The organism is Hymenobacter sp. YIM 151858-1, assembly GCF_025979705.1.
Taxonomy (GTDB): Bacteria; Bacteroidota; Bacteroidia; order Cytophagales; family Hymenobacteraceae; genus Solirubrum.
This window is the reverse complement of sequence record NZ_CP110137.1, coordinates 1-14,823: the sequence shown is the minus strand read 5'-3', so window position 1 is coordinate 14,823 and position 14,823 is coordinate 1. Positions and strand designations below refer to the sequence as shown.

General features: G+C 66.8%; 13 protein-coding genes and 1 pseudogene. 12 read left to right on the top strand and 2 right to left on the bottom strand.

Annotated features, from left to right (window positions below):
* The first annotated feature begins 595 nt into the window (after positions 1-595).
* From OIS50_RS19445 to OIS50_RS19435, 3 genes are all read left to right on the top strand, one after another.
* Positions 596-1,657, top strand: coding sequence for a hypothetical protein (locus tag OIS50_RS19445; RefSeq protein WP_264694492.1), 1,062 nt, complete (start codon positions 596-598; stop codon positions 1,655-1,657).
* Positions 1,658-1,984: 327 nt separating this feature from the next.
* Positions 1,985-2,257, top strand: a complete 273-nt coding sequence (locus OIS50_RS19440) for a hypothetical protein (protein WP_264694491.1) — start codon at positions 1,985-1,987, stop codon at positions 2,255-2,257.
* 139 nt (positions 2,258-2,396) lie between these two features.
* Positions 2,397-2,681 (top strand): hypothetical protein, encoded by a 285-nt coding sequence (locus OIS50_RS19435; protein ID WP_264694489.1) that lies wholly within the window; start codon positions 2,397-2,399, stop codon positions 2,679-2,681.
* A 349-nt stretch (positions 2,682-3,030) separates the two neighbouring features.
* On the opposite strand, the gene OIS50_RS19430 is transcribed toward OIS50_RS19435, so the two are convergent.
* The gene (locus OIS50_RS19430; RefSeq protein WP_264694488.1) at positions 3,031-3,312 is read right to left on the bottom strand and encodes a hypothetical protein; all 282 of its coding nucleotides are present in this window, start codon (positions 3,310-3,312) and stop codon (positions 3,031-3,033) included.
* 243 nt (positions 3,313-3,555) lie between these two features.
* Here OIS50_RS19430 and OIS50_RS19425 point away from each other — a divergent pair, with 243 nt between their 5' ends.
* Entirely contained in the window at positions 3,556-4,752 is a 1,197-nt protein-coding gene (locus tag OIS50_RS19425) for a dioxygenase family protein (protein ID WP_264694486.1), read from the top strand.
* Between the two features lie 135 nt (positions 4,753-4,887).
* Here the strand turns inward: OIS50_RS19425 and OIS50_RS19420 are convergent, their stop codons facing one another.
* Positions 4,888-5,124 (bottom strand): hypothetical protein, encoded by a 237-nt coding sequence (locus OIS50_RS19420; RefSeq protein WP_264694485.1) that lies wholly within the window; start codon positions 5,122-5,124, stop codon positions 4,888-4,890.
* A gap of 766 nt (positions 5,125-5,890) precedes the next feature.
* On the opposite strand from OIS50_RS19420, the gene OIS50_RS19415 reads away from it, so the two are divergent.
* From OIS50_RS19415 to OIS50_RS19380, 8 genes and pseudogenes are all read left to right on the top strand, one after another.
* Positions 5,891-6,820, top strand: coding sequence for a PAS domain-containing protein (locus OIS50_RS19415; RefSeq protein WP_264694483.1), 930 nt, complete (start codon positions 5,891-5,893; stop codon positions 6,818-6,820).
* A gap of 194 nt (positions 6,821-7,014) precedes the next feature.
* Positions 7,015-7,161, top strand: coding sequence for a hypothetical protein (locus OIS50_RS19410; protein ID WP_264694481.1), 147 nt, complete (start codon positions 7,015-7,017; stop codon positions 7,159-7,161).
* A 648-nt stretch (positions 7,162-7,809) separates the two neighbouring features.
* Complete coding sequence (locus OIS50_RS19405) at positions 7,810-8,991, top strand: acetate and sugar kinases/Hsc70/actin family protein (RefSeq protein WP_264694479.1); 1,182 nt, start codon at positions 7,810-7,812, stop codon at positions 8,989-8,991.
* 48 nt (positions 8,992-9,039) lie between these two features.
* Entirely contained in the window at positions 9,040-9,450 is a 411-nt protein-coding gene (locus OIS50_RS19400) for a hypothetical protein (protein ID WP_264694477.1), read from the top strand.
* Positions 9,451-9,505: 55 nt separating this feature from the next.
* Positions 9,506-13,315 (top strand): PAS domain-containing protein, encoded by a 3,810-nt coding sequence (locus OIS50_RS19395; RefSeq protein ID WP_264694475.1) that lies wholly within the window; start codon positions 9,506-9,508, stop codon positions 13,313-13,315.
* Positions 13,316-13,588: 273 nt separating this feature from the next.
* Positions 13,589-14,140: a recombinase family protein gene (locus OIS50_RS19390; protein ID WP_264694473.1), complete on the top strand. Its 552-nt coding sequence runs from the start codon at positions 13,589-13,591 to the stop codon at positions 14,138-14,140.
* Positions 14,141-14,278: 138 nt separating this feature from the next.
* Entirely contained in the window at positions 14,279-14,602 is a 324-nt protein-coding gene (locus tag OIS50_RS19385) for an ArsR/SmtB family transcription factor (RefSeq protein ID WP_264694471.1), read from the top strand.
* Positions 14,603-14,671: 69 nt separating this feature from the next.
* Positions 14,672-14,823 (top strand): annotated as a pseudogene (locus OIS50_RS19380) (sulfite exporter TauE/SafE family protein); the annotation flags it as partial.

Here is a 14,823-nt window from a genome sequence, read left to right as displayed (position 1 = left end):
CAGCCGGTACCGGGGATCTACCGGTGGGCTTTACCGGGCGCATCCGGATAAACGGACCCTGCCGGGCGCTTTCGTTTCGAAAGGCCAACAAACCCCAGGCCAAATCCCGGGTTTGGGTTGTTGTAATATTGACTATATGTTTAGATGACAACATGTTATAATGTCATCTAAACTGTAGTCGTAACAGCCCAAGCATGGCCACGGCTAGGAAGGCCGGCCCGCCGAAATGGGCGGGTGCCCGGAGCGGATAACGGCTAACGACGCACCCTGAACCAGGGGCCCGCTGCTGGACGGCTCGCGGGATAAGCGTGGGCTCGTATTGGCCGCCGGCCCCCGTCGCTTTCCTGCCAAGTGCTTGGGTTCTTCATTTCCCCAAGCCGGCACCGCAACTCGGGCCGCGGGCTTGAAGCCGCAGTTAGCTTGAAATTGATTGGGTTAAATAGTACTTAAAGAAGAGTAAAAAGATAAATCATGTCTATATACACCCATAACAGGTGATTCCGGAATTGAAAAATGGTAAAAAATCAGGCGGGACGGCTTTGCGGTATTGCCGGGCTTAGCGGTTTAGAGTAACTTGCCCGGCACGCTTTCCCTTATGTTTTTCGTCCGCTTACTGCTGCTGGGGTGCTTGGTGCTGGGGGCTTTTACTTCACGGGGACAACACCAGGAGGCCGCGCAGGCGCGGGCACTCGGGTTTACCCTGTTTCGCATTCCTTTTCAGGATTCCACCCTCACGTTCCTGGTGAGCGGCGTGGACCTGGACCGCAAACCCCGCAAGCCCGTCGTGCTGCTCTGCCAGGGCGGCGGAGCGCGGCCGCTGATCACCACCGGCAATTCCGGGGCGGCGTTCATGGGCTGGCCCTTTGATTTGAAAGCCTACCAGGGCCGCTACCACTTCGTCGTCATCGCCCGGCCGGGCGTGCCGCTGGTGGCCGAGCGCCGCCTGCTGAGCCGGGAGCAGGAGTACCTGGAAGTGGGCACGGATGCGCCGCCCGCGGCCTACCTCGAGCGCGACACCCGGGGCTACCACGTGCAGGCCGCCCGGCAGGTGCTGCGCTACCTGCGCCGTCAGTCCTGGGTGGACCGTCGCCTGACGGCCGTGGTCGGCGGCGGGCAGGGCTGCCACGTGGCCACCCGCCTGGCCACGGCGGACCGCCACGTGACCCACCTGGCTTTTTACGGGGCCATGCCCGCCGGTCCCCTGCCCCAGCTGGTGCACGAGCTGCGCGAGGCCCAGCTGCAGCGCCGGCTGACCCCGGCCAGCGCCCAGCGCCGCATCGACTCGGTGTACGCGGCCTACCAAAGCCTGATTGAGTTGCGCGATCCGGCGGCTATGTCGGGGGTGGCCTGGCGCAACACCGTGTCGCTGGCCCGCTACCCGGCCGTGGACGAGCTGCCCCGGGTGCGGGTGCCGTTGCTCATTGCCTACGGCACGGCCGAGCCCAGCGCCTGGCTGCTCGACCAGCTGCCGCTGGAGTTTGCCCGCCGGGGCCAGCGCAACCTCACCCTGCTGCCCTATCCGGGCCTGGACGAGCGCTTCCTGCTGACGGGCCGCTCCCCGCAGGAGCCGCCCCGCTGGTACGGCAACGTGGCCTGGGCCGACCTGATGAACTGGCTGGCCGGCGCCGCGAGCAGCAGCAACCGGCCCGGCCGCTAAGCTACCCGTCGCCCGGGCGGGCTGCTTGCGGCGGCGCTTGCCGGGCGTGCCCTTACCCCCCGGCCCCGGCGTTAAGCCGGGGCTACGGCTACCTTGCGCGCCCCAAGGACGCGTTTCACTTCATTGGGATCCGGCAAATGAGATTGCCGGCGAAGCCCTTGGGACTTGGCGGGGCCCAGGGCCGCCAGCACGGGGGCAGCAGGTCAGCAATTCACGGGTTGCGGCGAGCCGGTCGGCCTGGGCTAACGCGGGCAATGATTGTTTGCAACAACGCCCGGATAGTCAGCGCGTTTGCTTACTATTGCCCAGGGCACAAGCCGGCTTGCGATGGCACCAGATGAAGAAAGCTTCCGGGACGCTTTAGCGGCGCAGGATTGGGTGCTGGCCGCCGAGTATTTGGCGGCTTTGGTGCGGCAGTACCAGCCGGAGGTCGTCCTTACGGGCCGGCAGCAAGGCGCGTTGTTTTGCGGTTGTCATTGCCTGGTGCGTGCCCGGGACGGGGCCTCGGCGGCGCAGCTTATCGGGCGCGGCGCCACGCTGTTGACGCTGATCGGTCTGGGCACCCTACCCAACCCGAACTTTGACCCACATCAACGCTGAACGCTTGGTGGGCACCCCCCCGCGATAAGCCGGTATTTACCTTCGGCAATTACGGAAATGGAATCGGCCCCGTATCCGGGCAAGGCTGGCCTGCCGTTTCATCAACTGCCGTAGCAGGCGTGGGGTAACCTTTCTCCGGGTGCATACCGAAACCGTCGTGAAGCAATCAGCCGCCTTGGGGGATTTGCAGCAAGCCCTGCTCGACCAGGATTTAATCCGGGCCGCGCAGCAGCTGGCCGTGATGGTGCAGCAGCGCGGCTCCCGGTGTGCTTTGACGCTGGCGCAGCAGGGGCAGCTGTTTCGGTATTGCTACGAGCTGATCAACCTAAAGCCGGATGCGTCGCCGCGGCAACTGCTGCGCTGGGGCTCCCGGATACTGGATGAACTAAGCCAAAGCGGCCTTGGGAAGGCGGTTGTCGATTAGCCCCTGGATTCCCGGGCTTTCCGGCCTGGCCGGGACCGCCTTTGCCGCTTACGGATGACGCCCGGCGGCACTGGCCGCGCGCCGGCGTTTTAAACCGAGCGGGGCAGGTGCGGCCAGCGTCCCCTGCGATATGCCAACGCCCGCCCGGCTTGTATGCCTGCGAGCAGGGATCCCGCGGTCCCGGTAGCTGAGCGGGCGCCCCTGCGCGGACCGCCGGGTCAGTGATTAAGCCGCAACCCCCCTCCCGGATCCAGGTGCGCGGGCCGCCGCCCGGCCCCCGCGCGCGTCCCGGGCGAACACGCGGACCGTATTCGCTAGCTGCGGCCGTGGGGGCCAGGTAATAAGCCGTCTACTCGCGCAGGGCCTGCGTGAGTACGGCCCGCAAGCCGCGGTTAAGCCAGCGCTGGCTTTCCTCCCGGGGTACGTACGTGCCGGCAACGGCGTGTTCGGCCTGCAGGTCCAGCAGCAAGGTCAAGCCTACCTGGGAACGCGCAGCAGGTAGCTCCCGCAGCAAATACGTCAGCTCCCAGAGCACGGGCTGCAGCTCGTTTAAAGTAAGTTCGGAGCAAGCAGGCAGCGAGGCCTGCAGTTGGCGCAGGCGATCGAGGGCAACGGCGGCAGAGTGGGGCATCGGAGTCGGGATAAGCTTAGCGCGTGCAACCCAAGCGCACGTCCAAACAACGTGCCGGCTTGAACTGGCGCTGCATCCCGAGAGGTAACTACCGGCTTGTCAGGTACCCGGGCGCCGGCAGTTGCCAGGCTGCGCGGAGCGCCCGTCCAGGGGCCCGTACGGGCGCCACCGGGTGCAACCCCAATTTCGGTTTGGGGTCCGTGTTTCCAGGCGCGGAAAGCATTGGCCCGCGCCTGACCAACCATGCGACAACTTTACCACTGGATAGCGCTTGCCCTGCTCGCTTGGGCGACCGGTTGCAACGGCCAAGCCGGCACCCAAAAAGGAAAAAACCAGCCCGTCCCGGCAGTGGGCGGTGGGTGCGACGGGTGCGAGCTGATGCACGTCGGCATGCCGCAAACCCTGCGTTCGGTGGATACCACTGCCGGCTGGCGCGGCCCGGGCCAAAAGCTGCTGGTGACGGGCACGGTTTACCACCTTGACGGCAAAACGCCGGCGGCAAACGTGATTCTGTATTACTGGCAAACGGACCACCACGGGCGCTACTCCACTACCGCGCAGGTGCCGGCCCAGGCCAAAGCGCACGGGCATCTCCGGGGCTGGGTAAAAACCGACGCAACGGGCACGTATTCGATTTACACGGGACGCCCCGCGCCCTATCCCGCGCGCGATACCCCGGCCCATATTCACCTCGCCGTCAAGGAGCCATCGATCCGGAACGAATATTACCTCGACGACCTGGTGTTCGATGACGACCCGTTGTTGCGCGGCAAAAGAAAAAACCTGCAGAACCGGGGCGGCAGCGGCATTCTCCGCCCCCTGTTAGCGGGAGACGTGCAGGTGGCGGAGCACAACGTCGTGCTGGGCCTGAACATTCCGAACTACCCCACGACCCGCCCGCAAAGCCTCCGGTCGGGCCTGGAGATCGGCGAGGAAAACCCTTCTTTTATGCCCTACCACGCCTATGGGCCGGACCGGGGCACCCGGACCTGCCCGGTATGCAAATACGGGCGCTACCACGGCATCATGTATTTTGTGGGCAACCGTCCGGATTGGGAGCACATAAAGCGTTGGCTCGCGTTTCTGGAAGAGGAAAGCGAAAAACGCCGCCGCTACTTGAAAGTCTATTTCGTCTACGGGAACGAGCGTGACTTCAACCAAACCCAACGGCAACAAGCGTTGGAGCGGCTGGGCCGTGAACTCCAACTCCAAAACACGGCCTTGACCTACGTGGCCTCCTTCGCCGATACCGCCAGCGAAGCGTATTTAAACAAGATCAACCCGGACGCGGAAAACACCTTTGTTGTTTACAAACACCGCACCATCGTCGACAAATGGGTAAACCTGAAGCCCACCCCGGACAACTTCGCACGGGTTCGGGCTACGTTGGATAGAACTACCAACGACTACTTCCATTTATCCGAGGCGGCGCGGGAGTAACAAGCCGGAAAAAGACTGCTTCGGCAGGGTTGCGGGGGCGCGACCGGCTAACCGGGAGGCGGCGCCAGCTACCCCCGCAGCCGCCCCGTGTGTTGCTGTCAGCGGCGAAGCCAGCACGCGCGTCGAGCAGTCGAGCTAGTGGCCCTCGGGGTTTTCGGGTAGCCGGGCCGGGATGGTTGGCAGCACAGGCTGGCCGCCCAGCATCACGGTGAGGTTCTCTACGAGTTGGCGCAAGTATAAGATCTCCGAGTGCAAGTTCGCGTCGGCAGCCGCTGGGGCGGGTGGCAAGCGTTGGGTAATGAGATCCACCACATCCTCGCTCAGGTACTGCCCCAGTGTTTTGCCGGCCTGGGCCGCGCCGCGCTCGAGCACAGCCCGGGCGTCCCGGCTTACCCCGCGCACCGACCACGTTACGGGCGCAGCCGACGAGCGCGGCGGCCGGCCCGGGCGCTTGGCGCCGCCGCCGTTGGCCCCGCCTGCTCCGGCGGCATTAGTTTCTGTAATACTTTTAACTATTTTCGTATTACCAAAATTCTGCGGAGCAGTTCTTTCAGGAGGGAGGCTTGGTTGTAAACCCGCCTCGGACGGTACGGCTGACTCAGGGGGACGGGCACCTGGAATCGGGCTCATAACAAGTACGGTTTGGGGTACGCAATTAATGTCTTACGTAAACAGTGGGTTTTGGCTGCCGGAATTTTCCTTCTCTAGTCCAACAAGCGCTCCATTGTCTAACCAGTACCCCGCCGTGACGAATTTTCCTACGCTGTTCGACGCGCACTTGCCGAGCTTGACAGCGGGCGAGTTGCACGGCCTGTGGCAAACGACTTGCTTGCGGTCCGCGCCGGCCGGCGAATCGAGGTGGACGGAAGCTACGAATTTGCAATTGCACGAGACGCATTTTTCGCTGCACACCCGCGCGGGGGACCGCCACGAAGGCACGTGGCACCTGCAGCGCCACTCCCGCCTGGGCCAGCCGTTTTTGGCCCTGGAAGGGTCGGGGATTATGACCCAGGCACTCATTACCCGCTTGCGGCGCTCGGCTGACGGGACGGTACGGCAAATGGTTGTATATTTTCAGTCCGGCTTGGAGCTGCAGCTTACCCAGCCCTAGCGATGAACTCCTAACTTTCTTTCTTACATGTCAGCTTCCCTTGCCTCAGCGCTGACGCCGGAACGCATCGAAGCGGCGCTCGACGCCGCCGGCATCGGCGTCTGGGAAATGGATTGGACCGGCCGCCGGTTTTCGTGCTCTTCGCGCTGCAAGCACCTGTTTGGGTTGCCCGCCGAGGCGGCTGTGAGCTTGGACGACGTGCTGGGCGCCGCCCACCCCGAAGACCGCCCCGTGCTCGAGCAGCAGCTGCAGCAAGCCCTCGACCCCCAGGGAAACGGCCGCCTCTCCGTGGAGCACCGGGTGCTGCTGCCCGGCGACGAGGTGCGCTGGGTACGCACCACGGGCCTGGCCGTCTTCGACGAAGCCCGCACGCAACCGGTGCGTTTCCAAGGCATAACCAAAGATATCACCGACACGCAGGCCGGCGCGCGGCTGCAGGAAGCCCAACGCCGCGAGTTGGAATACCTGGCCGAAAGCATCCCCGGCATTTTGTGGATGGCGCGCCCGAGTGGAGCCGTGACTTACTTCAACCAGCGGTGGATGGAGTACACCGGCCAAACCCTGGAGCAGGCGCTGGACCGGGGCTGGGAGTCCGTGGTGCACCCCGCCGACTTGCCCCGCTGCCTGGAGCGCTGGAACACGGCGCTGGCTACCGGCTCGCTGTACGAAGTGGAGTACCGCCTTCGACGGCAGGACGGTCAGTACCGCTGGTACGTGGGCCGGGCGTTGCCCTACCGCGACGCCGCGGGGCAAATCGTCAAGTGGTTCGGCACCTGCACCGACATCCACGACCAGAAGCAAACGGAAGAGGCGCTGCGCCGCCACGAAGAGGAGCTGGAACGCGCTTATCAGGACCTGGAGGCCAAAATCACCTTCCGCACGCTGGCGCTGGAAGACGAAGTTTCAGCCTTGCGCCGGCGCGTGGCTCAGTTGCCGGGCGCCGACGCGCCGGTGTAGCGCCGCCGCTGCGCCGGCCGGCCGCGGTAGCCATATTCGTTTGCACGCCGCCCGATTCCAGCCTAGATTCTGGTGCAACGAGGGCTGACGCGCTGCTGCGCTCCTGGCCCGCCCAACCCCGCCGCCGCGCCTGGGCTTGCGCGAAAACGGCCTCAATTCGCCCTGCTGGTGCTGGTCAACTCCTTTGCGAAAGCATGGTCGAGCTGGAAGCCACCATTCTGGTGCAGCGGGCGCAGCGGCAGTTTCACGCGGCGGCCCGCTCGGCCGGCTTCTCGCTTATCGTGGTGTTCGGCCTCCCCAAGGGGCGCAACGCTCACGCACGTACGGGCAAATGCGGTTAGCTTAACCGCACCGGGTGCGAGCGCCCGGGTGCGACCGGCGTCCCGGATTGCTAAAAAGCCGCCGGACACTCCCCGCGGCACCGCGCCCGCTACTTGAGTGCCTCCCCAAGCCAGCATGCGTCTTACCCGCGGGCTAAGCTTACCGCCGCTTGTCCGTGACATTTCACAGCGATGAGCGGCCCGCCTGTTTCTAGCCATTCAGCCCTTTAGACAAGCCATTCCCCGGATCACTACTCAGCTGAGATCCTCCGGATGGGCATGCGGGGCCGTGGAGCGCCGCCCCGCGTGGCGGCGGCCCTGCCTGACCCTGATCACGCCTACCTCCGGGCCGTAGCCCAGTAGCTGGGCGGGCGCACCGGGAGGGCCGGGCAGGCGGCTCCCCGACGGCCCTGCGGCTGCCTTCTCCATGGGCCGCAGGGCGTAACCGAGCTGAAGCTGGCCCCGAGCATGCTCCTGGCACGCCCGGCCCCACTTGACGGCCCGGCAGCTTTCCCTGCCCCTGCTAGCGCGACGAGGCCGGGCCACCGCCTTTGTGCAGCGCGGGGCCAGGTTCAGTCAACAAACAGGGCCGTTCGGTAAACAAGCCGGCGCGGCGGCGGGCGGCGGCGGAAGTTGCGGTGCATTACTACTTCGCGTCCCGCTTTTGCTATGAAGCTTCGCCTGCTGCTTTTCCTGTACGCCGCCGTTTGCTGGCTTTTCTCCGTGCCCGTCCAGGCCCAGGCCCCCGCCGCCACCGCGTGGTTTGAGCTGCGCGACAGCCAGCTGCGGGTGTTCTCCGGCGGCCAGTCGCAGCCTCTGACCAAGGATTTGACCTTGCCCAACGGCACCCGGTTGCGCCTTGGGGCGCGCACGGCCCAGCTGGCCGACGGCCGCACCGTGCCCTTGCGCGAGGGCGACCGGATTAGCCTCGGCGGAGTCATCAGCCCGGCTGCCGGCGCCGCGCCCGCCGCCCCGGCCCCGGAGGTGTCCGCCCCGGCCCCAGGCCCGGGGTCAACCACGGTTGCCCCCGCGCCGGTCCCAGCGGCCTTTACTTACCAGCCGCCCGCGCCGGTAGGCGGCAAGCTCAAGGGCGTGGTGGAGCTGGGCGCCAGCGGCTTCAACTCCTTTGTCGTGCGCATCGACGCGCACAAGCGCTGGCAGCTGGAGCGCTCGGAGTTCGGTAACAGCCTCGTGCTCGAAAACATCGCTACCCCCGACGACGTGCGCCGGGGCCTGAAAAGCTACATCGGCCAGATGCTCGACTACGGTGTGCGCGGCCAGGACATCCACTTCGTGGTGAGCTCCGGGGCGCTGATGGCCGACGTGACCAAGCGCATCGTGGCCGGGCTGAAAACCCTGGGCTACGTGGTGCACGCCGTCACGGCCGAGCAGGAAGGCCAGTACGGCCTGCGCGCGGCCTTGCCTGCGGCCTTCAGCGGCCGCGCCTTCGTGCTCGACCTGGGCTCGGGCAACACCAAGCTGGCCTGGGTGGAACGCGGCCAGCCGCGCAGCGTGGATACCTACGGCGCTAAGTTCTTCCAGCAAGGCCTTGACGACAACACCGTGGCCGGGGCCGTGCGCGCCGCCGCCGCCCAGGTGCCGGCCGCGCAGCGCGCCACCTGCTTCGTGCTCGGCGGCGTGCCCCACGAGCTGGCCCAGGCCGCGCGCCAAGGCCGGGAGCGCTACACCGTCCTGAGCTCCCCGGCCGCGTACGCCGGCCGGTTCAGCGGGGCCAAGACCCAGGCTGGCCTGACCATCTACCGGGCCGCGGCCGAAGCCACCGGCTGTCAGCAGTTCGTCTTCGACTGGGCGGCCAACTTCACCATCGGCTACCTGCTCGCCCTGCCCTAAGACCCACCTAAACCTGTATTCCACTGCGCGCCTGCGTTCTGGCCTGCCATGAAAACCGACTCCGCTACTATTTACTTTGAAAACGCGCTGGGCCGCGTCGTGCAGCATCCCCGCTACGCCTGCCTGCTCTGGCACGCCCAACCCCAGGCGGGCACGGCGTTTCGCCTGCTGCTCGGCGAGCTGCTCGCCCTTTGCCATCACCAGCGCCTGGGCCTGGTGTATACCGACCACCGGGGCATGCCGCCGGTATGGGTGGAAGAGTGCACCTGGCTGGTCAACCGCTGGCTGCCCCAGCTGGCCACGGCCGTGCCCAGCTGCCGCCTGGCCATAGTCGAGGATGCCGAAACCCTGAGCGGAGCCGCCCTGCGGGTGGCCCTTACCCACGCCCACGCCCTGGCGCTGCCCGTCCGCTGCTTCGAGCAGGAAGAACCCGCGCTGCACTGGCTGCTAAATCCGTAAATTGGGGACTGCTGTCCCGGCCCGCAGCCCGGCCGGGCAGCCTTCCGGCTTGCTTATGACGTACTCCCCCGCCAGTGCCCCGCCACCCGCCCCGGGCACCGAGTTTTGGCTTCGGCACGTGGCTGCCCACTTGCCCTACGGCGTGCTGCTGGTCGACCCGGCCGGCACCGTGCAGCTGCTCAACGACGCTTTTTGCCGGCTCTGGTACCTGGCCGAGGAACCTTCGCGCTGGACCGGTCGGCCGGCCGAGGCCCTGCAGGATGCCCTGCTCGCCCGGGTGGCCGACCCCGCGGCGTTCCGCCGCCGCAGCGAGGCGTTGCGCGCCGCGGGCCAGCCCAATTTGCGCCACCCGGTGCTGTTAACCGACGGCCGGTGGCTCGAGCTGGACTTTCTGCCGCTGCAGGCGCCGGCCGCGGGCGTGCTGGTGCACGTGCGCGACGTGACCGAGCGCGAGCAACTGCTTGCTGAGCTGCGCAGCGTCTCGCGCATCCCCGAGCAAAACCCCAACCCCATCCTGCGCCTGGCTCGCACGGGCGCAACGCTCTACCGCAACCCGGCCTACCAGTGGTGGGCGGACAGCCTAATGCCGGTTGCCCGGGCTGCTGCCGAGCAACAGGCCCGGTCCTGGGCCCCCCTGGCCCTGGCCGCCGGCCAGCCCCAGCAGCACCGCCTGGCCGTGGCCGGGCGCGTGTTCGACGCCCACGTGGTGCCCTTTCCCGCCGACGACTACGTTAACTTTTATTTCGTCGACGTCACCGAGGAGCACCGCGCCGAGCAGCGCCTGCAGGCTCAACAGGCATTTTACCAGAACATCCTGGACACGCTGCCGGTGGAAGTAGTAGTGCTCGATGCCGAGCAGCGCTACTGCTACGCCAATCCGGCCGCCGTGCCCGACGAGGAGCAGCGCCGCTGGCTTCCCGGCCACACCCTGGCCGAGTACGCCGCCCGCTACGCCCTGCCGCTGCAGGAGCTGGCTGAGCAGCGCGCCCGGCACTTCGCCGAGGCTCTGCGCACCGAGGCGGCCCTGCCCACCTGGGCGGAGAGCAGCGCCCTGCCGGCCGAGGCGCCTCGTCACTTTCTGCGCAGCTACCGCCGCCTGCCCGGCCCTCCCGGTGCGCCCGCCCAGGTACTGGGCTACGGCCTGGAGGTGAGCGAGCGTTACCGCGCCGAGCAGCAGCTGGCCGAGCAGCGGGTCTTTTACGAGTCCATCCTCAACGAGCTGCCCAGCCAGATTGCCGTCTTCGACCCGGCCGGGCGCTACCGCTTCCTGAACGCGGCGGCCCTGCCCGACGCGGCGGCCCGCGCCGCCCTGCTCGGCCAGCCGGTGGTGGCGTACGTGGCCCGGCAGGGCTGGCCGGCCGCCGTGGCCGAAACGCGTCAGGCCCGTTTCCTGGCAGCCGTGGCCACCCAGCAGCCGCAGCAGTGGCAGGAGGCCACCGCCGCCGCCGACGGCCAGCCCCAGCACTTTTTGCGCCACTACCAGCCCGTGGCGGACGCGGCCGGCCGGTTGCGCTACGTCATCGGCTACGGCACCGACTTCACCGCCCGCGTGCGGGCCGAAGAGGCCGTGCAGGCCAGCGAAGCCCGCCTGCGCGAGCAGCAGCAGTTTATGCAGGGCCTGCTCAACACGACCCAGAGCGTGGTGTACGTGCGCGACGCGCAGGGTGCGTTTCACTTTGTGAACGAGGCCATGCGTGTCCTGCAGGCCGAGCTGGGCACGCTCGAGGAGCTGCCCGCAGACCGGCAACCCCTGCGTGCCGAAGAATTGGCCCGCTACGCCGCCCTCGACGCCGAAGTGCTGGCAACCGGCCGCACGCTGCACGCCGAAGACCGCCTCACCATGGTCGACGGCGCGGTGCGCTGGTATTACACCGTCAAAAGCCCCTTGCCCCGCCCCCAGGGCGATACCCACGTGCTGGGCGTGAGCACCGACATCACCGCCCTGAAAGAAGCCCAGCTGACGCTGGCGCGCAGCGAAAAGCAGTACCGCGACCTGATGCACTACGCCCAGGCGCTGATTTGCACCTACGACCTGCAGGGCCGGGTGCTGTCGGTGAACCCGGCCCTGGCCCGGCTGCTGGGCTACGAACCCGAGGAACTGCTGGGCCAGCCGGTGAGGCAGTACCTGCTGGCCGAGGAGCAGCCGCATTTTGGCCAGTACCTGGACTATATCGCGGCGCAGGGCGAGGCCCAGGGGGTGCTGCGCGTACGGCCCCGCGACCCCGATGCGCCGGTGCACCACCTGCTCTACCACAACTTCGTGGTGCGCGAGCCCGGCCAGGAGCCCTACATCATTTCGCACTCCCAGGACATCACCGCCCGCGTGCGGGCCGAGCAGGCCACCCAGCTGGCCCGCGACGAAGCCGAGGCCGCCGCCCGGGCCCGGGCCAATTTTCTGGCCAACATGAGCCACGAAATTCGCACGCCCCTGAACGGGGTGCTGGGCATGGCCGCGTTGCTGGCCAAAACCCGCCTTGACCCCGCCCAACGCGAGCAGCTGGACATCATCCAGGCCTCGGGCCAGCACCTGCTCGGCGTGGTCAACGATGTGCTCGACATGGCCAAAATCAGCTCCGGCAAGGTGGAGCTGGCTTACGCCCCCTTTAACCTCTGCGACGCGGTGCAGCAGGCCGTGGCCCCGCTGGCGGTGCGCGCTCGCGAGCAAGGCCTGGAGTTTCGCGTCGAGCCCATAGACATCGCCTGCCCTTGGGTGCTGGGCGACGCCTTCCGCCTCAACCAGGTGCTGCTGAACCTGCTCGGCAACGCCCTCAAGTTTACCCCCGCGGGCTTCGTGGCGCTGCGCGGGCGCCTGCTGGGGCACGACGACTCGGCGCTGATGGTGGAATTTCAGGTTCAAGACTCCGGCGTGGGCATCGCCCCGGAGCAGCAGGCGCGCATTTTCGAGAGCTTTACCCAGGCCTACGCCGACACGGCCCGGCGCTACGGCGGTACGGGCCTGGGCCTGACCATCAGCCGCGCGCTGGTGCAGCAGATGGGCGGCGAGCTGACGCTCAGCAGCGCGCCGGGCCAAGGCTCCACTTTCGCCTTTACCCTGACGCTGCCCAAAACCGAGGCCCCGCCGCCGGCCGCCGCCGCCGCTGCCCGCCCCGCACCCGACGACGGGGCGCTGGCCGGCCGGCGCGTGCTGCTGGTGGAAGACAACGCCATCAACCGACTCGTGGCCCGGCAGCTGCTGCGGGGTTGGGGCGTGGCCGTGGACGAGGCCGAGGACGGCCCGGCCGCCCTGGCCTGCTTGCGCGAGGCCCTGCCCTACGACGCGGTGCTGCTCGACATCCAGCTGCCGGGCCTGAACGGGGTGGACGTGGCCCGGCAGGTGCGCGACCTGCCCGAGACGCGCCGCGCCCGCGTGCCGCTGCTGGCCCTCACCGCCAACGCCTACGCCGCCGATGCGCGGCAGTACCGCGCCGCCGGCTTCGACGACGTGCTGGCCAAACCCTACGACGAGGCTGCCCTGCGCGCCAAGCTGTTGGCCTTGTGTTACCCGCCAGTCCGCTTGTACGACCTGAGCACCTTCCAGGCCCTGGCCCGCGGCCACGCCGAGTTCGTGCCAGCCGTCATCCGCTCCTTTCTGGCCGACGTGCCGCCCGCCCTGCTCCGGCTGCAGCAGGCCGTGGCCGCCGCCGACTGGCCCGAGGCCGGCCGGCTCGTGCACTTCGTCAAGCCCAACCTGGAAGCCCTGCAGGTGGCCGGCACGGCGGCGCCCGTCGCGGCCCTGGAGCAGGTGCGCCGCCGCCCGCCCGCCACGCCCGCCGAAGCCGACGCGCTCCGGCAGGCGGCCGACGCGCTGCTGGCGGCCGTGGCGGCGGTGCAGCCCCTGCTCGAGCGGGAGCTGGCCGGAGGCTAGTCATCCGTCCGCAGGTAACGCTTGGGTTGAGGGGAGCCGCCAGCGCAATCAAGCTGCGCCCCGCAAAGCGGCGGGGGTAGGACTAGAGTAGGAACGAAAAGTATGAGTAGGGGACGGCAGCGCGGGCGGGGGCCTCGGAAAACGGCCGTTTTCCGGCGACGTGATGCCTACGTCGAAATGCACCGCCAAGCAACCGGCGGAGTGTCTTGATTCCTCACCTCACGAAACCAGGTACGCGCATGTTCGCCGCGGAGCTTTTATAGAATCATTGCCATGAAAGTCGGCTACGCCCGCGTAAGTACCCAGGACCGGCAACTTCACTTGCAGGTCGACGCCCTGCAGGCCGCCGGCGGCGCCGACCTCGTGCAGGAAACAGTGTCTACTTCCAAAGACCGGCCGCAACTCCAGCGGCCGCTAACCGGACTGCGCGCCGGCGACCCGCTCGCAGGCTGGAAACCCGAGCTACGGGGCCGCTCCCTAAAAGACCTGGTGCTGCAGGTGACGGGCTTTCTGGAGAAGGGCAAGCACTTCGTGAGCCTGCACGACCACCTGAACCCGACCACGGCCCAGGCCCGGCTCCTGTTCAACTTACTTGCCTGCCTGGCTGAGTTTGGGCGCGGCAGTATTGGACAGCGGAAGACCGCCGGGCTGACGGCGGCGCGGGCGCGGGGCCGACAGGGCGGCCTAAAGGGCTGCCCAGGGGGGCTCTGTCAAAGGCCCAGGGGGCGAAGACTTGGTACCTGCAACCGGACACAGCAGGGGCCGAAAGCGGCTATCTGCGCGGGGTGGGCCGGGCTGCGATTTACCGCTACCTCGCGCAATTAGGCGTACCCACCGGGAAGGAGTAATTCCATTGTCCTCAGCCCGTAGCACAGCGCTCACGCTATCTTTTACCCCACTCGCGAACTTATTGAGGATGATACTTGTATACATGAACAAATGATCATACATTTGCAGAACAATATGAGCCCCGCCCCTGCTTCCTCCGCTTCCGAACTGAACCTGACCACCGAGAAGATGGAGAAGGTGGCGTTCATCCTCAAGACCACGGCTCACCCCACGCGCATTGCCATCGTGCAGTTGCTCTCGGGCCACGAAAGTTTGTCGGTCACCGACATCAGCGAGCAGTTGCAGGTGGAGCAGTCGTTGCTTTCGCATCACCTGTCGGGCATGAAGCTCAAGGGCATCCTTAGCTCGCACCGAGAAGGCAAGAACATCTATTACGCCCTGAAGATGCGCGAAGTAGTGGATGTGATTCAGTGCCTGGCCGCCTGCACGTTCCTGTAAGAACCGCGGCTTTTTTTTGGCCAAACACATGAACAACACATCATAATTTCATACGTTCAACTGTTTACCATGCTCGCTACTTTCGGCTACTTCGCAGCTATCCTCATCGGCCTTTCCCTAGGTATTATGGGCGGGGGCGGGTCCATCCTCACCGTGCCGGTGCTGGTGTACCTGATGGGGGTGAGCCCGGTGCTGAGTACCGCATACTCCCTGTTCGTGGT